This window comes from Pseudoalteromonas apostichopi, from assembly GCF_030297135.1.
Lineage (GTDB): Bacteria > Pseudomonadota > Gammaproteobacteria > Enterobacterales > Alteromonadaceae > Pseudoalteromonas > Pseudoalteromonas apostichopi.
In genome coordinates, this window is record NZ_AP028065.1 from 947,121 (window position 1) to 969,543 (window position 22,423).

At 40.9% G+C, this 22,423-nt stretch carries 16 protein-coding genes; 2 read left to right on the forward strand and 14 right to left on the reverse strand.

From position 1 onward, the window contains the following. Positions 1-59: 59 nt before the first annotated feature. From phoR to QUE86_RS04310, 11 genes are all read right to left on the reverse strand, one after another. Positions 60-1,400 carry a phosphate regulon sensor histidine kinase PhoR gene (gene phoR / locus QUE86_RS04260; RefSeq protein WP_167658745.1) on the reverse strand — a complete coding sequence of 447 codons (1,341 nt, stop codon included), beginning with the start codon at positions 1,398-1,400 and terminating at the stop codon, positions 60-62. Between the two features lie 56 nt (positions 1,401-1,456). Further along, positions 1,457-2,146 carry a phosphate regulon transcriptional regulator PhoB gene (phoB, locus tag QUE86_RS04265; RefSeq protein ID WP_036970740.1) on the reverse strand — a complete coding sequence of 230 codons (690 nt, stop codon included), beginning with the start codon at positions 2,144-2,146 and terminating at the stop codon, positions 1,457-1,459. A 146-nt stretch (positions 2,147-2,292) separates the two neighbouring features. Further along, entirely contained in the window at positions 2,293-3,243 is a 951-nt protein-coding gene (locus QUE86_RS04270; RefSeq protein WP_130050722.1) for a porin, read from the reverse strand. 401 nt (positions 3,244-3,644) lie between these two features. Then, complete coding sequence (gene fba / locus QUE86_RS04275; protein ID WP_063703260.1) at positions 3,645-4,709, reverse strand: class II fructose-bisphosphate aldolase; 1,065 nt, start codon at positions 4,707-4,709, stop codon at positions 3,645-3,647. A gap of 195 nt (positions 4,710-4,904) precedes the next feature. Further along, the gene (locus tag QUE86_RS04280) at positions 4,905-6,080 is read right to left on the reverse strand and encodes a phosphoglycerate kinase (protein WP_130050721.1); all 1,176 of its coding nucleotides are present in this window, start codon (positions 6,078-6,080) and stop codon (positions 4,905-4,907) included. A gap of 42 nt (positions 6,081-6,122) precedes the next feature. Beyond that, entirely contained in the window at positions 6,123-7,139 is a 1,017-nt protein-coding gene (gene epd / locus QUE86_RS04285; protein WP_130050720.1) for an erythrose-4-phosphate dehydrogenase, read from the reverse strand. Between the two features lie 377 nt (positions 7,140-7,516). Continuing rightward, the gene (locus tag QUE86_RS04290; RefSeq protein ID WP_286259414.1) at positions 7,517-7,828 is read right to left on the reverse strand and encodes a methyltransferase family protein; all 312 of its coding nucleotides are present in this window, start codon (positions 7,826-7,828) and stop codon (positions 7,517-7,519) included. A gap of 146 nt (positions 7,829-7,974) precedes the next feature. Continuing rightward, positions 7,975-8,598: a 3'-5' exonuclease gene (locus tag QUE86_RS04295; protein ID WP_130050718.1), complete on the reverse strand. Its 624-nt coding sequence runs from the start codon at positions 8,596-8,598 to the stop codon at positions 7,975-7,977. Positions 8,599-8,606: 8 nt separating this feature from the next. Continuing rightward, positions 8,607-10,445 (reverse strand): DUF294 nucleotidyltransferase-like domain-containing protein, encoded by a 1,839-nt coding sequence (locus tag QUE86_RS04300; RefSeq protein WP_167658570.1) that lies wholly within the window; start codon positions 10,443-10,445, stop codon positions 8,607-8,609. 119 nt (positions 10,446-10,564) lie between these two features. Beyond that, complete coding sequence (locus QUE86_RS04305) at positions 10,565-12,289, reverse strand: sodium:solute symporter family protein (RefSeq protein WP_130050716.1); 1,725 nt, start codon at positions 12,287-12,289, stop codon at positions 10,565-10,567. 10 nt (positions 12,290-12,299) lie between these two features. Next, on the reverse strand, positions 12,300-12,563 hold the full coding sequence (locus QUE86_RS04310; RefSeq protein WP_130050715.1) for a DUF4212 domain-containing protein: 264 nt from the start codon (positions 12,561-12,563) through the stop codon (positions 12,300-12,302). Positions 12,564-12,950: 387 nt separating this feature from the next. On the opposite strand from QUE86_RS04310, the gene QUE86_RS04315 reads away from it, so the two are divergent. Further along, positions 12,951-16,391 carry a PAS domain-containing hybrid sensor histidine kinase/response regulator gene (locus QUE86_RS04315; protein ID WP_167658568.1) on the forward strand — a complete coding sequence of 1,147 codons (3,441 nt, stop codon included), beginning with the start codon at positions 12,951-12,953 and terminating at the stop codon, positions 16,389-16,391. A gap of 23 nt (positions 16,392-16,414) precedes the next feature. Here the strand turns inward: QUE86_RS04315 and QUE86_RS04320 are convergent, their stop codons facing one another. After that, positions 16,415-19,018 carry a DUF2339 domain-containing protein gene (locus QUE86_RS04320; protein ID WP_286259422.1) on the reverse strand — a complete coding sequence of 868 codons (2,604 nt, stop codon included), beginning with the start codon at positions 19,016-19,018 and terminating at the stop codon, positions 16,415-16,417. 105 nt (positions 19,019-19,123) lie between these two features. Further along, positions 19,124-20,485, reverse strand: a complete 1,362-nt coding sequence (locus QUE86_RS04325; protein WP_239976517.1) for a hypothetical protein — start codon at positions 20,483-20,485, stop codon at positions 19,124-19,126. A gap of 340 nt (positions 20,486-20,825) precedes the next feature. On the opposite strand from QUE86_RS04325, the gene purU reads away from it, so the two are divergent. Continuing rightward, positions 20,826-21,656, forward strand: a complete 831-nt coding sequence (purU, locus tag QUE86_RS04330; RefSeq protein WP_130050711.1) for a formyltetrahydrofolate deformylase — start codon at positions 20,826-20,828, stop codon at positions 21,654-21,656. Between the two features lie 55 nt (positions 21,657-21,711). Here the strand turns inward: purU and QUE86_RS04335 are convergent, their stop codons facing one another. Next, positions 21,712-22,362: a response regulator transcription factor gene (locus QUE86_RS04335; protein ID WP_130050710.1), complete on the reverse strand. Its 651-nt coding sequence runs from the start codon at positions 22,360-22,362 to the stop codon at positions 21,712-21,714. Positions 22,363-22,423 lie beyond the last annotated feature (61 nt).

The window sequence follows — 22,423 nt, forward strand, 5'->3', positions numbered from 1 at the left end:
TAACTGCGGTCTACTCTAATGACACTAGATGACAGTTAGATTACCCTTAAATGACATTTTTATGACTTTGCTGTTTTTTCGGTTTTTTCCGTTTTATTAGCAATACGCACGACTTTATCGCTACCGAATGCGAACGCAAAGGTCGAGCCTTGTCCCAACTTACTGCTGATATCTAAGCGACTGTCATGTCTTGTAAGTACATGTTTAGTAATAGCTAAACCTAAACCAGAACCACCTGTAGTGCGGCTACGAGCCTTATCAACACGATAAAAGCGCTCGGTTAAACGATTAATATGCTCAGCGGCAATACCATCACCATTATCGGTCACACTAAACGCGGCTTGGTTATTTTTAAACTGCCAATCAACCACAATCTTGCCACCTGGCTTTGTGTAATGAATGGCATTAAATACTAAGTTAGAAAAGGCACTCCTTAATTCGTCTTCGGCCCCTTTAATATCTAAACTTGCATCAACATTAAAAATAAGCTCATGGCCTTTCTCTTGGTTTAATGACTTTGCTTCGGTTTGAATATAAGTAAGTAGCTGAGGCACATTTACTGGCTTGTCGTTATCTTGCCGACGCGCTCCTTCAATTCGCGATAACGACAGTAATTGATTAACCAAGCTATCCATACGCTGACATTGCTCAAGCATGGTTGTTTGTGCTTTTTGCCACATAGCAGGGGGAGGTAAGCTGTCTGAATCAAGCATTTCTAAGTAGCCTGTCACCACAGTAAGCGGTGTTCTCAGCTCATGAGAAACATTGGCCACAAAGTCTTTTCGCATCTGCTCAAGTTGCTTTAAACGTGTAACATCACGTACCACCATCATCAATTGTGAACTTGCATAGGGCATAACACGAAACTCTAACGTTTGATCGTAGCTATGGCCGCCATCAAGCTCAAGTGGTTCATCAAAACATGCTTTATGCATATACTTTGCAAATTTAGGATCGCGAATGAGATTATCTAAGCGTTGTCCATGATCAGTTGGCCACTGTAAACCTAAAACTTTTAAAGCCAGTTGGTTACACCAAATGATGCTTAGATCTTTTTGTAGTACTACAACCGCATCAGGTACGGCTTCTGCACCATCTCGAAAGCGGCGAATTAAATCTGCCAGCTCATTGCGCTTTTTACGGTTACGATGTTGTAAATGATAAATTCCTTCAAAGACCTGCTCCCAAGCCCCCTCCCCTTCAGGTGGGTTAAAGCTACGTTGATTTAGAAGCCAATCACTAAGGCGATATAATTGATGATAATGCCAAATTAAAAGTGCAAAAGAACCTAAAAATAAAAGCAAAAAAGGCGCACCTACAAGTACGCCAACTAATAACAAAGGTAAGAAATACATAAACAGACGTTTTGCTAACGCCTGTTTATTCACTACTCGATACATACACTCACTTTACCTTAAGTATGTAAATTAGCTTGTTAAGGTCATTCCTATGACACTTATAATTTACTTGAAAAACGATAGCCTGCACCGCGAACGGTTTGCACTAAACGGTCATGCCCCAATGGTGCAATAGCTTTACGTAGACGACGAATATGCACATCAACAGTACGGTCTTCTACGTATACATTTGTACCCCATACATGATCAAGTAATTGTTCACGGCTGTAAACACGTTCAGGATGAGTCATGAAAAAATGCAGTAGTCTAAATTCAGTAGGCCCCATATCTAATTCACTACCTTCTGATGTTACACGGTGTGAAATAGGGTCAAGACGTAAACCATGTACTTCAATGGCTTCTTCTAATGAGGTTGGTGAAACGCGTCGAATAACCGCTTTAATACGCGCCATTAATTCTTTTGGAGAAAATGGTTTTGTTACGTAGTCATCAGCGCCAACTTCAAGACCGCGTACTTTGTCTTCTTCTTCGCCGCGTGCTGTCAGCATAATGATAGGAATTTGACGAGTATATTCGCTTTGCTTAAATTTTTTCGCAATTTGAATACCGCTACCACCTGGTAACATCCAATCTAATAAAACCATATCTGGGTATGGCTCTACCATTGCTTCAATTGCAGAGTCATAATCTTCTGCTTCAATTGCTTGAAAACCATTTTGCTCTAAAACAAAAACCAGCATCTCTCTGATAGGTGCTTCGTCATCGACGACTAGTACTTTACGTGACATTCCAATTTATCTCTTTCGTTAGCGAACTGGTTTCATTATTATGACTAAGTATGACATTTTTATGAAAGTCTAACGAGTAATTGAAAAAGCGCAAAAGAATCAATGCAAAAATAGCCATTTTTTACGCTTAAAAGATGAATTCGAGATTAAAAGTCATACCTTAAAGTGACCGCCACATGATCTTCATCAGCATTATTATCTAGTGAGAATTGCGTATACCACATATACATACGTGCTTGTTTTGACAGGCTTCGTTCAACACCTACAGAGGTACCGCTACCCGAGTCTTTCAACTTTCCAAAGCTGCCATCAGTATCTTGATACTGCGCTAGTAACTTATATTTATCGATTTTGTAAGATGCGCTCACTAAAAAACCATCTTCTTTGTCAGAACCTGTTACTTTTTCACTTTGTTGATACATACCGCCTAAGGTTAAATCGCCTAATTTACCTTGCGCCGTAAACCGTGTTGTATCGTAGCCGGCTACTTTACTATCGTGGGCAACACTTACGAAGTAAGGCGCTTTTTTAAATTTACTATCGCCATACATAAATGCCGCAGAAACGCCGGTTTCTTCATCTTGTTTGGAATTATCTTCAGCAATATAAGTGACCACAAATTGCATATTGCCGACAACGGGCGAACTATAATGAACCACGTCGCCAAGACGATTTTCACCATTAAACAAGGCTTTAACATCTCCATTAAAGTCGTTCATTAAATCAATTTTACCCTGCGATACCTTTAACGCGGTATCGTGACGACCAAGCACTACCTGCCCATAACTGCCTTGAAGGCCAACATATTGATTACGAGCGGTAATATTCTCTTCAGTTTTACCATCACTATCTTGATCAGCCGCATTTACTGCAAATTCAAACTTATATACAGCTTTTAAACCATCACTTATTTCACCGCTACCCTTGATCCCCATACGTGAGTTATAGCTCTCAATGGAAGTTTCACTGCCATCGCCAGTATCGCTATTAGCAACCCCTAAATGGGCCCGACCATACACATCTACGGCTTCAGCAGCACTATGAAATGAAATAAAGCACATTGCAAAGCTCGACAACATCATGGCAGGTTTATTCATGGTAGCGATCCTTAATTTAAGCAGTAACTTAAAAATCGAACATAAAGGGCTTTTGGTCAAGGCAAGGGGGAAATATTTCGCCTAAAAATTACGGATCACTGATCTACTAACTTAACCAGATCAGGATCAGGTTTTTACTAAGTTGATCAATCTCAGATCAGTTTTTTACTTAGAGAATAAGATAACTTGTTGATTTAATGTTAAGGTGATCTGTAATTCGTTTAAAAGGTGAACAATAAAAAGTCATTGATCAGTATCCAACTAGTAAAATAATGATCTGTGAAAGCCAAGGTTAGTAAAACATTGATCCTGAAATGTACGAGTAAGTATATCGTTGATCCGGCTTGAGCAAGGCATAAAAAAACCGGCATCTGAAGCCGGTTTTTTCAATTTACTATCAATTATTTGATTTGTGGATCAAGTTCACCCGATAAGTATTTAAGGTGCATATCATCTAAAGAGATAGGCTTGATCTTAGCTGCTTGACCAGCAGTACCAAAGGCTTCGTAACGAGCAACACAGATCTCTGTCATTGCTTTCGTTGCTTCAGCTAGGTATTTACGTGGATCGAAGTTAGCTGGATTTAAAGCCAAGTGACGACGAATAGCACCTGTTGACGCTAAACGAAGATCAGTATCGATATTTACTTTACGAACACCGTATTTAATACCTTCGATGATCTGCTCTACTGGCACACCATAGGTCTCAGGGATTTCACCACCGTATTGGTTGATCACTTCTAACCACTCTTGTGGTACTGAAGACGACCCATGCATTACTAGGTGAGTGTTAGGGATACGTGCGTGGATCTCTTTGATGCGATCAATTGCTAAGATATCGTCTGTTGGTGGACGAGTGAATTTATACGCACCATGTGAAGTACCACAAGCGATAGCAAGTGCATCAACTTTAGTTTTACGAACAAAATCAGCTGCTTCTTCAGGATCTGTTAGCATTTGATCAGTAGAAAGTTTACCTTCTGCACCAACACCGTCTTCTTCACCTGCTTCTCCTGTTTCAAGTGAACCTAGAACACCTAGCTCGCCTTCAACAGATACACCACACGCATGGGCCATTTCAACGGTTTGACGAGTCACATCAACATTGTATTCGTAGCTTGAAGGGGTTTTACCATCAGACATTAATGAGCCATCCATCATAACTGATGAAAAGCCTAACTGGATTGAGCGCTGACATACACCTGGTGAAGTACCGTGGTCTTGGTGCATTACAACTGGAATATGAGGCCATTCTTCAACGGCTGCTAAAATCATATGACGAATAAAAGGGGCACCAGCATAGGCACGTGCGCCTGCTGAGCCTTGTACAATTACAGGGCTGTTTGTTTTATCAGCCGCTTCCATAATTGCACGCATTTGCTCTTGGTTATTAACGTTAAAAGCAGGTACGCCGTAACCATTTTCAGCTGCATGATCAAGAAGTTGTCGCATACTGATTAAAGCCATTTGGTATTCTCCAAATTGTATCGACAGTAGTTCCCTACTATCTAGTTTGAACGGATAAGTTATTTTTGATGCATCACTGCATCACGAAAAGCTTGCGCTAACCGTAACAGCTGTAAATAAAACGAGGGTGAGAGGTATTTTATAAACAGCTAAACCAGCGTAATTACTTAATAATTACGCTGGTTTACGCACTAATTACTTAGCGCGTTCTTCAAGCATAGCAACTGCTGGTAATTTTTTCCCTTCTAAAAATTCAAGGAAAGCACCACCACCGGTTGAAATGTAAGAAACTTTATCGGCAATGCCGTATTTATCAATCGCTGCAAGCGTATCACCGCCACCAGCAATCGAGAATGCATTTGAGTTAGCAATGGCATCAGCAATAGCACGAGTGCCGTTACCAAATTGATCAAATTCAAATACACCTACTGGACCATTCCATACAACGGTACCTGCATTAGCAATGATTTTTGCTAATTGGTTTGCTGTATCTGGACCAATATCGAAGATCATATCTTCGTCTGTTACTTCATTCACATCTTTTAATGTTGCCACTGCAGATTCAGAGAACTCATTACCTACGACAACATCAGTTGGTACCGGGATTTCACCGTTATTGGCTTTTGCCGCCGCACTTAATTTGTTTGCTTCATCAATTAAATCAGCTTCAAATAAAGACTTACCTACCGGGTGACCTGCCGCTGCAATGAAGGTATTAGCAATACCACCACCGGTTACAAGTTGATCAACCACTTTAGAAAGTGAATCAAGTACAGTTAACTTAGTCGATACTTTAGAGCCACCAACGATAGCGACTAAAGGACGAGCTGGTTTATCAAGTGCTTTACCTAGTGCGTCTAGCTCTGCTGCAAGTAGTGGGCCTGCACACGCAACGTCAGCAAATAAACCCACACCGTGAGTAGATGCTTGTGCACGGTGAGCCGTACCAAATGCGTCCATTACGTAAACATCACATAATGCAGCTAGTTTTTTAGACAAAGCTTCGTCGTTTTTCTTTTCGCCAGCGTTAAAACGGACGTTTTCGAAAACAACTACTTCGTTATCAGCAACGTCTACGCCCTCTAGGTAGTCTTTTTCAAGACGAACAGTTTGCTCAAGTGCGTCATTTAAATAATTAACTACAGGGGCAAGTGAAAAGGCTTCATCATATTCCCCTTCCGTAGGGCGGCCAAGGTGTGACATTACCATTACTTTAGCGCCTTTTTCTAACGCTAATTTGATTGTAGGTAATGCTGCACGAATACGTGCGTCAGAGGTCACTTTACCTTCTTTTACAGGCACATTTAAATCTTCACGAATTAACACGCGTTTGCCGTTTAAATCTAAATCTGCCATTTTAATGACCGACATGGACTTCTCCTTTGTTAACGATACTAATATTATATTTATAAATTATTGACTTACAGCCATCATCGCACGCGCGGTATCGAGCATACGATTCGCAAAGCCCCACTCATTATCACACCATACTAACAACTTTATCAGTCGTTTATGACTAACACGTGTCTGAGTGCCATCTATGATACAAGAATGTGGGTCATGATTAAAATCTACTGATACCAATGGCTCTTCTGTGTAGCTTAATATACCCTCAAGACGATCTTTGGCTGCTAACTTAAGTGCTTGATTGACAGTCGCTAAATTGACATCTGTATTCACTGTTACACTTAAATCCATCGCCGTAACATTGATAGTTGGTACACGAACAGCGATAGCTTCAAAGCGGCTATGAAACTTAGGTAAAATACGCTCAATACCTCGAGCAAGCTTAGTATCTACCGGAATGATAGACTGGCTTGCAGCACGAGTACGACGTAAATCATGATGATAGGCATCAATCACTTGCTGATCATGCATCGAGGCATGAATCGTCGTAATTGCTCCAGATTCAATCGAAAATGCGTCATCTAACACTTTAATCACTGGCACAATACAATTCGTGGTGCATGAGCCATTAGAAACAATGGTATGTTCTGCTTTTAATTCATCATCGTTAATACCATACACAATCGTGGCATCAACATCAGCATCTGCAGGCTGTGAAAACAATACTTTTTTTGCACCAGCAGTTATGTGTAGCTCTGCATGTTCACGAGAGTGATACACCCCAGTGCATTCAAGAACCACGTCAACATCAAGTGTTTCCCAAGGCAGTTCTACAGGGTTTTCTTCTGCAAACAAAGCAATAGAATCATTAGCAACCGTTAAAGTATCTTCACCAAGATTAACAGGGAAAGAAAAGCGGCCGTGAGATGTATCGTATTTAAGGAGATGGGCAATGCCCTTAGGGTCGGCTAATTCGTTAATAGCGACAATTTTGATTTGATCTTCAAGCCCAGATTCATACAGAGCACGGACGATATTGCGCCCGATTCGACCAAAACCATTAATTGCAAGTTTGATTGCCATGAAGAAGAAAATCCACTCTATTTGCTTGCAGATAAAGGCAGCTGCCTTTTAGATGGCGGTATTGTAATCGACCTTTGAAGTTTTTATAAGAGGTCAGGTGAAATAAAAGTTGCTTAGCATGTTTTAGATGGCGCAGTTTTGGTAATCGACCTTTGAAGTTTTTATAAGAGGTCAGGTGAAATAAAAGTTGCTTAGCATGTTTTAGATGGCGCAGTTTTGGTAATCGACCTTAGACATTTTTATAAGAGGTCAGGTGAAATAAAAGTTGCTTAGCATGTTTTAGATGGCGCAGTTTTGGTAATCGACCTTTGAAGTTTTTATAAGAGGTCAAGATAAGTCAAACTGCTTCAGCGACCTCATTCTCTTACTTTTTTCCTTTATAGCCAACGACGAACAGATTTTATGTATTGCTGATAAGCTAATCCAAACCTCTCTGCCATAAACGTTTCTTCTGGCATAATTTGAAATCGATTCATATAGAGAATAAATACCGGCAGCATTAAAAAACTCGCAATATTGCCAAGATAAATACCCCAACCAACTAGCATTAATAACATACCAACATACATTGGGTTACGGCTAAACTGATAAACACCACTTGTAACAAGACTCGCTGACTGTTCTGGAATTCGAGGATCAACGGTCGTGCCTTGCATGCGAAATTGATAAACACCTAATAAAGCAAACACCACACCTAAAAATGCAATGAGTAGTGCTACAAAAGATGATGCGAAAAACGAGAAGCTAAAACTTATAACCTAGTCTGCTATGCCCCACATCATCAACGCAATGATCAGCAGCAGCGCGACAGGAGGAATTTTTAATTCTAACTGATTCACACTAGCTCCCCTACTTTCAATGCCTTACCACGACTAATTTGATGACACTGGGCTAAGAATAACTCGGCCGTTGCCATGGCATCAGTGAGGGCGTGGTGCGAACTATAATGCGGTAAGCTGTATCGCTTGCGGCATTCACTAAGAGTTAAATCATCGTGGCCTATTTCGTGCCCTTGCTGGTGCAGGCGTTTTTTTTCTATAACAAAGGTATCAAGAATTAAACGCGCTTTAGCATCTAAGCCAAGCGTTCTGCATGCCTGTTTTAAAAATCCCCAGTCTAGCGCCGCGTTATGAAACACTAAAATACACTCATCAAAATGCTCATGCAGCTTGCCAAGGATCATTGCTAAGCTTTCGCCTGTATCTATGTCTTGTTTTGCAATACCGTGATAAATCGGGCTTTGCTCTAAACTTTGCACATCTTTATTTATTAAATGCTTTGCGCCGCTGAGCTTAATGCACTGATCTTCTATCATCACCCACGCCACCGAGACAATTTCGTGCTGGCGAGGGTCAAGGCCTGTTAATTCCATGTCTATCACTACATAGCGCTCTTTATAAGCATCGGCTGCCAAAAGTTGCTTGCGCGCTAAATACCGACTTAACCAGCGTTTAACCATAACGCCTCCTATAAACTACCGCGAGCAAACTTAAATGCGGCGGCTTGCTGCGCCTGTTTAACCAAATAAAATGCTTCTTTTAATTGATGTCGTTCCAATGAATTCAAAGCATTTGGGTTAATGCAGTTGCTAGGCAACCCCTCTTCGTTAATTTGTGTACCTAAACGCAACTGAGTTAAAAAGCGCCAACAATCTTTTAAGTTATAAAGGTCATCTTTATTAAGTAGTGAAAACTTCATTAATGCATCAATACGCTCTTGGGTATTAGCGCGCTGAATACCTGCTTTGAGAGAATATAAACGTACTATGTCGTTGATTATCACCACACCGCGTTTTTTTAAGTCGAGATACTTATGCTGCTTTTCGTCTTTCTCTAATTTAAATTGATTAAACAAACCAATAGGCACAGGGGTATTTTTAATGTCGCTCGCCATGGCCGCATAGAATAAGTCATTTTTAGAAATGCGCTTTAACTGCTCACAAAAGCGCTCATACAAAGTAGTTGAGCCTTCAATAAAACGTAAGTCAAAAAATATCTTACAATTAAGCATCGCCTCTGGAGTCGGTGAGGTGATCCACTTATAAAATTTATTGCTCCACGCGCTTATTCCCATTCGACACTCAGAGTTGCTCGCCATAATATTGCCAGGACAACGCTTTATACCGCACTCGATTAAATGCTCACAAACATATTCGCCCATGCGTTTAAAGTACGCTTGTTGCTCTTCAGTTAAATCATCTGGTAGCAACAGACCATTATCTTGGTCTGAATGGAGTGTCTGCTCTTCTCGTGCTTGAGAGCCAAAACAGATAAAGCTAAAGCTGGTTGGTGCAGCACCATTATCTTCTTGAAACAAACGAATCAAGCGCGAAGTCAGCGCATCGGTTAAGCCACTTAATAACTTACCAATTAAGGAGATGTCATCAATATTGTTCGAAAAGCCTTTTAATAAACCGGGTATCTCTTGCGAATAACGTTTTAAATCAACCACACTATGTGCTTTATAAATTCGCCCAATCAATTGCACTGGGTCGCTTTTTTGCTGCCGCAGCAAATCGGTACTGGTGAGCATACCAAGTGGTTTGTGATATTCATCAAGCACTGGTAGATGGTGAATATTGTGTTTAAGCATTAAGTGTAAAGCAGAAAACACGCGATTATTTTCAAAAATAAACTTGGGCTTACAAGTCATGATACTGCTAACAGGCTCTTGTGGGTCAACCTCATCTGCCAATACGCGGTTACGTAAGTCTCTGTCGGTGACAACCCCAACGAGGCGATCATGTTCAGTTAACATAATCGACGAAACCCCCTGTTGTTTCATTTTTTTAGCAGTTTGACGAATACTTGCATCTGGCGCCAAGGTAACGGCCTTACGATTCATCAATTCGCAGATTTTTTTCTCGGACCAACTTTCGTTTTGACTCTTATAATGGGACGACAATAAACGGTTTTTATGGGCGCGAACAAAGTACTGCTCAAATACCTTGTACTCACGGCGTAAATAATCAAATGCCGCTTGGTTTAACATGTAAACAATGCCTTCCTTTTGCACTGAAATGCTATTTTGAATCGCTTCGCCAGTTAACAGTGAAGGAAAACCAAAGTAATCGCCACTCGATAACTTAGTGATCACATCTCCTTTTGGGTCAACTAAATCGTAATCGCCAGAACGAATTAAAAATAATCTTAAGTTATCTGAACTTAACCACTGGTTTTGATTTTCTCGGGTCAGATAAATAATATCGAGATGGTTAACAAAGTACTCGCATGCAGCGCTATCAAGCTGATTAAATGGCGTTTGTTGCATCACAAATTGGGCGACTTCCTGTTGCTCGGTATTCATGGTCATTCTCGCTATAGAATAGAGACAATATCTACACTACCCCTGTTTGAAATAAATAAAAAGCCCGACTTAAGTCGGGCTTTTGAACTTCAAGAGTGTGTTCTCATAAAATGGTTTTATTAGTGCGCGTGTGCTGCGCTCGAACCTTTAGGGTTACGGATACCTTCGACCATTTCTTGGATTTCAACCGGTGTTTCAGCTGTTAGTTTAAGTACGATACCTGCAACTACAAAGTTAACAATCATACCAACTAGACCGATACCCTCAGGTGAGATACCAAATAACCAGTGTGCCGGTGCATTCAATTCAGGGCTTACGAACTTGAAGTAGATAATATAAGCCGCTGTGAATGTAATACCTGTCACCATACCCGCAATCGCACCTTCTTTATTCATCTTCTTAGAGAAGATACCCATAATGATTGCAGGGAAGAAGCTCGCCGCTGCTAAGCCGAAGGCAAAGGCAACAACCGAGGCCACGAACCCTGGCGGGTTAATACCAAAGTAAGCTGAAATAACAATCGCTATCATCGCTGCTAAGCGCGCAGCAAGTAGCTCTTGTTTGTCGCTAATATCTGGTTTTAAGGTACGTTTTAATAAATCGTGTGATACCGAGGTCGAGATTACCAATAGTAAGCCTGCGGTTGTTGATAGCGCTGCTGCGATACCGCCTGCTGCTACTAATGCAATCACCCATGCTGGTAAGTCTGCAATCTCAGGGTTTGCAAGTACCATGATGTCGCGGTCAACTTTAACTTCGTTTGCGCTGTTTGGATCCTCAATCTTACCTGCTGAGTAGAACATTTTGCCGTCACCATTTTTATCGTTAAAGGTGATTAAGCCTGTTCTTTCCCAATTTTTAACCCATGCTGGTGCTTCTGCGTACTCTGTACCGCTACCGTCTTTACCGTTAATTGTATCAATCATGTTTACACGAGCGAATGACGCTACAGCAGGTGCTGTTGTATAAACGATTGCAATGAAAACAAGTGTCCATGCAGCTGAGATACGCGTGTCTTTAACACGAGGAACAGTGAAGAAACGAACGATTACATGCGGTAAACCTGCAGTACCCACCATTAACGCGCCAGTGATTGCGAATACATCAATCATGCTCTTCGAGCCTTCAGTGTATTGCGCAAAGCCGAGCTCGGTACTGAGTCCATCTAGTTTATCGAGTACAAACTGTCCTGAGCCATCGCTAAGCGTTGCACCAAAACCTGTTTGTGGGAAGAAGTGACCTGTCATCATCATTGAAATGAAGATTGCTGGGACAAGGTAAGCAAATACTAATACACAGTACTGAGCTACTTGCGTATAAGTAATCCCCTTCATACCGCCTAATACAGCGTAGAAGAATACAATCACCATACCAATGTAAACACCGGTCTCAATATCTACTTCTAAGAAGCGAGAGAAAACCACACCTACACCACGCATTTGACCTGCGATGTATGTGAAACAAATAAAGATGGCACATAAAATTGCAACAACACGTGCAGCTTGTGAGTAGTAACGGTCACCAATGAAATCTGGTACCGTGAACTTACCAAACTTACGTAGGTAAGGAGCTAAACAAAGTGCAAGTAGTACATAACCACCTGTCCAACCCATTAGATATACACCACCGTCATAACCCGCAAACGAGATAATACCCGCCATTGAGATAAACGATGCCGCACTCATCCAGTCAGCAGCGGTTGCCATACCATTTGCCAGCGGCGGTACACCACCCCCTGCAACATAGAATTCATTTGTTGACCCAGCACGAGCCCAGATTGCGATGCCGATATAAAGCGCGAAGCTTAAACCGACGATAATAAACGTGAGTGTTTGAACATCCATTGCTTAGCTCCTATTCGTCTACGCCGTATTTTTTATCTAACGTATTCATTTTGAAAACGTAAACAAAAATCAAAGCAACAAAGGTGTAAATAGCGCCTTGCTGGGAGAACCAGAAGCCGAGTTTAAACCCAAAGAAACGTACCTCGTTAAGTACGTCTACCAGTAAAATGCCGAAGCCAAATGACACGACAAACCAAATTGCTAATAATTTAAATAGCAGTGCGAGGTTTTCCGCCCAATAAGCTTTTGCTTGTTCTTCATCTTTAAAAGCCATTTTTTATCCCCTTATGCATTACAAAAAAGTAATGAGTGGTATTAGTTGTCATTAACTAAGTTAGCAAGGGTTCTGATTTATGGAATTGAGACCATAGTCGTAACAGCTAGTTTACGTTTACGTAAACTGCAGAACACCATTTGTTAACAAACAGTAAAAAACAATATTTAACAATGACTTAACCTACAAAGATAAATTTACGAAATAGCGAAAATAGTAAAAACGAATGATCTGCGACATTAGTCTAATAACAACACAAAAAACAACACTATTTATTAAATATCAATAACTTGTATTTTATTAATAATTATTGCAAAAAATCTTGCCATCGAAATCGCTCATAATTCTGGTAAGGTAGTGTTATTACAATAATTACTGAATTTAAACATGACAGCTGCGCTTTTATTTGTTGCACTCGCCTATATTGGCGTGTTGTTTTGGTTGGCAAATTGGGGAGACAAAACCACTCCTCTTGCAAAAAGAATTAGTCACCACCCATTTGTTTATTCTTTTTCATTAGGAATTTACTGTACATCTTGGACTTATTACGGTTCGGTCGGAACAGCAGCCACCAGCAGTTGGAATTACTTACCTATATTAATTGGCCCTGCGCTGTTATTTTTCTTCGGCCAAGGATTTTTACGCAAATTAGTATTAGTAAGTAAAAAGCAAAATATCACCACCATCGCCGACTTTATTTCAGCTCGCTATGGTAAGCGGCAAACCACCGCCATTATGGTGACGATTATCGCTTTATTAGCGACGATTCCGTATATCGCACTCCAATTAAAAGCACTTAGCAGCAGCTTCTTGCTGTTACAAAACGACAATCGTATCTCCGGCTCTATGCTGGCACTTTCAGCAACACTCATCATGGCAATGTTTGCGATATTCTTTGGCACTCGTAAGGTGGATGTAACCGAATATCGCTCAGGGCTGATGCTTGCTGTTGCCTTTGAATCTATGATTAAACTACTGGCTTTAGTGGCCGTTGCTGGGCTTGCCTTATACACATTATTTAATTTAAGTACGGTGCAAACCGAGCAGCTAACGGGCTCTATTTGGCAGCACTGGCAGAACTTCGACTTTTTTAGTTTTAACTTTATTGGCCAATCACTAATGGCGGCAGCAGCGATTATCTGTTTACCAAGGCAATTCCACGTTACGGTGGTCGATAACCAAGATAAACGCCACCTTTATACTGCCCGCTGGGCATTCCCACTTTATTTGTTGCTTACAGCAGCAATGATTTTTCCTATTGCCACTGCAGCTATACACCCAGGCATTGGCAGTGGTTTTTCACCTGATAGCTTTGTGTTAGCACTGCCGCTAATGCACGAGAACGCTTTTTTAACGACCTTTGTATTTATTGGTGGTCTATCTGCGGCGACGGCGATGATTGTAGTAGCCACACTCACACTCAGCACCATGATCTCAAATGATGTGGTGTTGCCGTTAATGCTGCGTCGTAAGTTTAAACGTAACCTCATCACCAGCAGCTATAAGTCACAAATTCTCTTAGTAAGACGCTTCACAATTGCTGGTATTTTGATTTTGTCGTATTTCTACCAGCAATGGTTTGGCCATGGTAAAGCACTCGCTAGTATGGGTTTAGTCGCCTTTTCTTTGGTATCACAATTACTCCCAGCCATTGTTGGTGGCTTATATTGGCGAAAAGGTCATGCTTATGGAGTTTATGCCGGATTATTAGCAGGCTTCATTTGTTGGGTCTTGTTCTTAATGCTGCCTATTTTAGATGCGGGTAATAGCCTAAACGCAGAGCTGCAACAAACACTTATTACTCGTGGCACCCTAATCGCTTTATTTGCAAATATAGGTTGTTACATTAGTTTTTCGCTCGGAGCGGATGAACGTTTAATTGATAAAATTCAAGCAGCTGCTTTTGTTAATCCTAAAGAGCAAGCAGTATTCGCAAGACGCTTAAATAAAAACGTTAAAGCCACTGTTTATGACTTTAAAGTGCTGCTACAAACCTTCTTAGGTGTGCAGCGCTCACAACAAGTATTGGCTCACTTTGCGTTATCCAATAACTTAGATGATAACAACGCACACCCAGAGCCTGAGTTTATCGCTTATTGTGAACGTGCCTTAACCGGTGTGCTTGGTGCATCTTCAGCACAAGCGCTGATCCACACGGTTGCTTCTGGTAAACGCATGGCCTTTGAAGAAGTCGTTAACTTTTTTGATGAAACCACGCAAGCTCTGCAATTTAACCAAAACTTACTATTTACCTCTCTTGAAAACCTCAGTCATGGTATTTCGGTTGTTGATAAAGAACTGAATTTGGTGGCATGGAATAAACGCTACGCAGAGATGTTTGCCTACCCAGATGACTTTCTCGAAGTCGGCCAACCTATTGAAGACGTGCTCAGATACAATGCCGAGCGCGGCGAATGTGGCCCAGGTGAAGTTGAGCGTCATGTAGAAAAACGTGTACAGCACCTTAAAAATGGCACGCCCCATCACTTTATTCGCCATCGCCGCAATGGCCAAGTGTTCGAAATGATAGGTAACCCACTGCCAGATGGCGGCTTTGTAACAAGTTTCTCTGATATCACCACGCATATCGAAACACAAAATGCACTTGAAGAAGTAAACATGGATCTTGAAAACCGCATTGAAGCGCGTACTCAAGAAATTCGTACTATCAATAAAGATTTACAAGCACAAATCGATAGCCGGGTACAAACTGAGCAAGCACTTACTTTAGCTAAAAAAGAGGCAGAGCAAGCCAATGATAGTAAAACGCGCTTTCTGGCCTTAGCTAGCCACGATATTTTACAACCGCTGAATGCGGCGCGCCTGTACCTTGCCGCTATAGATGATAAAACCCTTTCGAGTAACAACCTAAACAACTTTGAAAAGCTTGGTGCTAGTTTAGATTCGACGGTGCATTTAATGTCGGCACTTTTAGAAATCGCTAAGCTAGAGCAAGGGGCAATGACCCCTACCCCGCGTCACTTTAGTATTGATGACATACTTGCCCCGCTGAAAAATGAATACGCTATTATGTCGAGCGAAAAAGGTTTAAAACTGACAATACGTTCACAGGGGATTATCGTTCACAGTGATATCACTTACCTACGCCGAATTATTCAAAACTTGGTTTCAAATGCAGTTAAATACACCGAGAGTGGTCGAGTTTTAATTGCTTGTCGCAAACGTAAACATCATTTACGCATTGAAGTATGGGATACAGGTCCTGGTATTAGTGAGGTAGAGCAAGCAAAAATCTTCAATGACTTTTATCGTATTGAAGCCGGTGATAACAAAGGAGTTGGTCTTGGCTTAGGGGTAGTAAAACGAATGGCTGACTTACTCTCTTTACGTTTAGATGTAAGCTCAACACCAGGAAAAGGTAGCCGCTTTAGTATTGAAGTGCCTTATGGTGAAAGCCAATTTATCCAACAAAAAGATACTCCTAAGAAAGGTGTTGAGAATCGCAGCGCAATGAACATTATTGCGGTTGATGATGACCCGGAAAACCTTAATGCTATGGCAAGCCTATTACAAAAATGGCAGGCAAATTATCAACTATTTGATCAAGTTGAGACCGTGATGGCCTATGCCAAAGAGCACCGTGCGCCAGATGTGATTTTAATGGATTATCAGCTTGGCCATGATTGCGATGGTATTACGCTTATTAAAACTCTAAGAGAAATCTGGCAAAGCCCAGTACCGGCAATTTTAATCACAGCAGTACGTGATGAAGCGCTAAAGCAGCAAACCAAAAAAGAGCAAATTCATTACCTTAGTAAGCCTGTTAAGCCCGCTAAACTAAAGGCACTGCTTAACCACAGTGCTTAACCAAAGTTTTTAACAACATCGATTTAAGGCAAAGCTGAGGGCTTTGCCTTAAATTTTTGGAACAACCAACTAAGTGCAACTAGCGATAAGCCTAAACCGATAAACGAAATAGCACGCAGTAACCCGGTTAAGTTTGCCATATCAACCAAGAACACTTTTAATACCACCAGCGCCAATATCCCTAGGCCGAACTTTTGTAATACCGTAATGGTTTTTAACTGCCCTACCACGACTACCAAAGCACCGATGATAAGCCAAGCTAAAGAATAACTGTAAAGCTCTGCATCTGAGGTCGGCAAAGCAAGATTTATAAATTCTCCTTGCCAGTTGTGGCGAATTTCCGCATTGATGTATAACACACTCAACACACCTGAAAATACTGTAAACAGCTTATGCAAATAGCGCTGAGATTTTGTCAGTTGGCTTGCCCAAATTGCAATACTAGCAGGAACTAACCAGAGTAAGAGTAACCAGTTAACAATCGGCCAACTGCCTATATTTATCGGCTCAAAAAACGGATTTACAGCGGTAAAGCTTTTCAGTACGAGCAAGCCACTCAATGTTAATAAAGCAAAACCTGCAACTTCATAAAGTTTACCTAATTGCTCAGTAAATCGTGAACGCATTAGGTAGACACATCCCAATATTCCCCAGTTACAAGTCAGCAAAATATATTCATACACAGACAATTCCGCAAAGTCAGGATAGTGCCCTACCAACTGATAGCTCGTCTCTGTGGTAATAAATAAAGCGATACAATGAAGCATGGCACCTTCTAGCCAAACGCGAACAGTTTGCTGCTGCCAGTGCCTTGCTGCCATGTAAAATAAGCCTGCACATACAGGGTACACAACTAAACTCCAATGCATCCCGAGCAACAGCGCATCACTGTAGTCAGCTGACCAAGGAGCAAAGCTTAACCTAACAAGTAAAGCGCCAACTAAGCCTTTAAGGGGCCAAGTAGGAATACTGAGTTTATGTTTATTGACATAAAAACTGACTAACAACACTTGCGCAGCAAGCGCTAAGCTTAAGCTGCTACCCTCTAATAGCATGGTTAACGCTAAACTAATGTTGGCATTACCACCAAGCCAGTAACTAAATACCTGCATTGGATTTGTACTATTGATTGATAACTTAAATAGCCAAGCAGATAGTGCCAATAATACAAAGCACCAAACCGGATACGCCGTCATCAAGGCATGATCGGGAGTAATGACATATAAGCAACTAATAATCACAAAGCCTGAAAGTGAAGCGAGTAAAGCAAAACCTAAGCGTTTAGGGTATTTTCGACCAAACAAAAACCCATAACCAGCAAACAAAGCAATAAAAAATAGCCCTGCTCCATAATTTTTTCTAAAAACAAAAAGCTGCTCAGAATAATCTACTGCATTGTATTGCCCTGTAAGCAAGCACACCACACTCACTACAGCTATTATCAGCCAGTGATCCCATACACTGTTTTTTAATACCAAAAACAACAGTAAAGCCACTAACGACAACATACTAAGCTGCCAGGTTAGTAGCTGGTTACTGCTTATGAGTAAAAGATAAAGTGGCATGACAACAGCTAATAACAGAAGGTTATCGGGCAGTTGTTTCAGTAGCGTTTTAAAGCGGTGTGGGCGGTATTCAACTTGTTTAATAGTCAGCCCTAAGCGTGGAATCGCAATTAACAATACAATGCTAAACAGCGCATAAAGATTAATAAACCAGTGCAGGTTTTTCGCTGCACTCATTGCAACCAAGCAATACCAGCCTAAATGCCCCGCCCATAACAGATACCACAACCAATGCCGTTTTACGTAATGTGCGACTAGCGAAGCTGATACACTGACAAAAGCAACATAAGTAAGGAGTGCAACAAAGTCATTACTCCCAGTATCTACCCATACAGGCACACTGTAAGCGCCAATAATACCAATTACAGCCAGCACGGGGCCAAAACGTAATGCCATCCAGCTTGCAGCCAAAGAGACCAAGGTTAAAATGCTAAATGCTGGTAAGGCTTGTAGTAAGCCATAATGGCTGTAGGCTAGTAAGGTCAATGCAAAACAACTAATAAAGCCGCCACTTGCCAGCGCCGCGGGAATATAGTTGCTAAACCCATCTAAGATAATACCTTTACGATGTAAAACCTCAGCCGCGACAATTAAGCTCAAACCAAAAATAGCGCCAAGTATGAGTCGCATGGTTTCGGATAATAAACCGGCTTCAAGTGAATAGCGGGCCAAAAAGATACCACCAAAGGCAAGAGCAACCGCTCCTACCCAAGTTAGCCAATTGGCTTTAATTTGTGTAACGAGTTGGCTAACTAGCGGATTAAAAGTTGCAGGCTTGGGTTTCGTTTGCTGTGGCTTTTTAGCCATTGCCTCACTTGGCTTATTAATGGCTTCAGGCTTTGGTTCTAGTTTTGAAGTGTCGGTCAGATCTTCGTTTAAACTATCAAACGAATTTACAGTATTTGCTTGTGAATTATGAATATATGGCGCGTTAAGTTTTATTCGAAGAGCAGCCACTTCTCGCTTCAAACTAGACAGTTGAAAAAAGGCAATAATGCCAGCAATTGAGCCACCTACAACAACTAATGCTAGTAATATTAGTAACGCAATACCGTCGTCCATACTCACTCCATGTGTACGCTTTAAACAAAAAAGCAAAAACCTTAATTGTTTATATAATAAACACTTAGCAAGAGTAAAGAAACAACGATATTGCGTTCAAGCCGGTTAAGACTGTTCAGTCACCGTACGCTCTAAGGTCATTTTATAACCTGAATAAGTAGTTTCATCGTGTTCAATCACCAAGATATAGTTACCTTCTTCAGTAAAATCCATATCGCTCTGTTGTAATAGCACAATCTGTTGGCCGTTATCTTCAAACACCACATAGGTTGTATAAACTTCGTTATCAACCACCTGCTCTTTTTGGTCGTATTGATCTAAACCTTCAACGACATTACTAGTATCATCAACGGTTTCACCATTGAGAGTGAAGTACACATCGACTTCATCAATCTGTTGCCCTACATAGTTATCAATTAAATTAACCACAGTAACTGTGTGGCTATAGCTGCTAGGTGTTAGGTTTTCTTCAATGGTCATCATACGAGGGCCGTAATCTTTGTCATTGTAGAATAGACCAACCGCACTTTGCTCACGCTCTAATGTCATTAAGAAGTTATCAACAATCTTGTCGCCAGCCTCATCTAACATGGCTACGCTATAACTATTTGGTGACATACTCATGTATTCAGAGTAATTATCGTTGCTTACAACTTCGGTATTGGTAGACGTTGTTCCTCTTGTTACTTTAAATTGGGTTTGTGTGTAATCATCAATAGTATTAATAAATCGCAACTGGCCTTGTGCGTCTTGGTGGTTTAGTTGTGTCACCGAGCTACTTGCCGTCACTACATCAAGGGTAATGCCGTCTTCTTCTGTTGCATAACTTGGGCGGATCATCGCCATGTAAGTTGCTTCATCATTAAAGTACAATTTTGGTGATTCAAAAATCACATCAGTGCTACCACTGGCAGTGACATAAATAGTGTAATAACCTTCCTCAAGCGTGGATAGTTCTGGCTCTACCAGGTACTGCGAAGTCATCAGTAACTCTGCGGTATCAAATAAACCGTCATCAGTGGCAATGTAAACATCGTAAATCTTGTCTTCGCCGACGATATTAAAAAAGCCAACATTAAACTCATCCTCTTCGCTTGAAGATGGCACACTGAGCTCAGTAAACGTTGGCTCAGCAAAATCACCATTCATTACTAGCAACTGGGTTTGATCGTCTTTAATTTTAATGGCTTCTTCATCAATAGTGATATAGCTATCGTTGACATCAACATACTTAAAACTTAGCTCATACTCACCCGAGCTGTAATTATGGCGGGTTGATACATCACCAAAATCTGCGCCCGAACGTTCAGTGTCATCAACAAATAAACGTGTATAGGGGCTATTATAAGAGCCATTGTACAGTTGCACATAGCCGCTGTTGCTATTGCTGCTGTCGTCACTAGAACAGGCAGCCAGCACCGAAAGCAAACTTGTGGCAACAATTGTTTTAAGCAGAGTACTTTTCATGGAGTTTATTCCTTATTGTTTGTAATAATCTACTTTGACTCAACTAAAGCAATAAAATTCTATATTTTACAAACGATTACCTTCACTTACAGTTACTTACGTTAAGGTTAAAAAGTGTAGAAAATGATGTAGAAAAGCACTTAATTAATCATAATTATGGACAAAAAATCACATTTATAATGAAAGAAGCCTACTTTTACACAAAAAGTAAATAATGGTTACATTTTAGGCGCCTAAGCAATCAAATAAGATAAATTATTAGATAGTTCAATTTGCGCTATGCAGCGCTAAAAAATTAGCAAATAATGAGGCTCACACAAACGGGATTAGAATGAGGACTATGAACACGATTTTAACCACACAATGCGATGATGATGTTGGTCTAATTGCCAAGATCACCGGTCTTTGTCATCAGCATAATTTAAACATTACACGTAATAACGAATTTGTAGATAAAGACGCTAAACGCTTTTTTATGCGTACAGAGTTAAGCGGCGTTATTTCAGATGATTTTTTACCAAGCCTTGCTGAGCTACTGCCTGATGGCGCAGAGCTTGCCCTGCATAGCAACGAAAAAACCAAAGTAGTATTGCTTGCCACCAAAGAAGCCCATTGTTTAGGCGGTGTATTACTTAAGCAATTCGAAAAAGCATTAAATATCGAAGTACTGGCTGTGATTGCCAACTATGCAGATTTAGCTCCGCTAGCTGCAGGCTTTGGCGTACCATTTCATGTGGTGTCGCACGAAGGTTTAAGCCGTGCAGAGCATGATCAACAAGTAGGTGATTTAATTGCCAGCTATCAGCCAGATATTATTGGCCTAGCTAAATATATGCGTATTTTAAGCCCCGAATTTGTGGCGCGCTTTGAAGGTAAAATTATTAATATCCACCATTCATTTTTACCCGCCTTTATTGGTGCAAAGCCTTACCATCAAGCATTTGAACGCGGCGTGAAAATTATCGGTGCGACCGCTCACTTTGTTAATAATGAGCTTGATGAAGGGCCTATTATTTTACAAGATGTGACGCATGTCAGTCATGCTGATACCGCAGAGATGATGGCAAAAATGGGTAAAGATGTAGAGAAAACGGTGTTCTGTAAAGCACTGCAACTAGCATCTGAGCATAAACTGTTTATTAATGGTAATCGAACAGTGGTGTTCGCTTAAGCTATAAAATGAAGAGGCTGTATGGCCTCTTTATTATTTTTGTTATCAGTAGTTTTTATGCCGACTCAATAGGCTCTAATTGTAATTTAGAAGCAATTAATACCGCTTGAGTACGATTATACACACCTAGCTTTCTAAAAATTGCTGTAATGTGTGCTTTAACTGTTGCTTCAGAAATATGTAATTCGTAAGCAATTTGTTTGTTTAACAAGCCTTCATGTAAGTATTGTAAAACCTTATATTGTTGTGGCGTAAGTGAGGCCACTTGCGCTGCAATTTCTTTGTCTTCGCCATCAACAGCAGCCACTTTGTCTTTAAGTTCAAGTGGAAGCCAAACATCGCCTTCAAGAATGTGGTTGATTGCCAATGCAATATCATCTGATGAAGATGACTTAGGAATAAATCCCATCGCACCATACCCCATTACTTTAGAAACTACATTGATGTCTTCGCTGCCAGAAACAACAGCTATTGGTAAGCTTGGATAGTCTTCGCGAATGCGAATAAGGCCGTATAAATCGCCATTGCCTGGCATGTGAAGGTCTAGTAGTAAGATATCAAGATCTTCTTGTTCGCTTAGCACCTGCAAAGTGGTCTCAAAGTTTTCCGATTCAAACACTTCTAAATCAGCGAACTTAGCACTCAATGCCCCTTTCAGCGCTTCACGAAATAACGGATGATCGTCCGCTATTAAAAACTGACTCATGGTTCACTCCTAATAAATTCGGCTGACACCTATTTCTAAGTGACAGCCGATATACTACGTT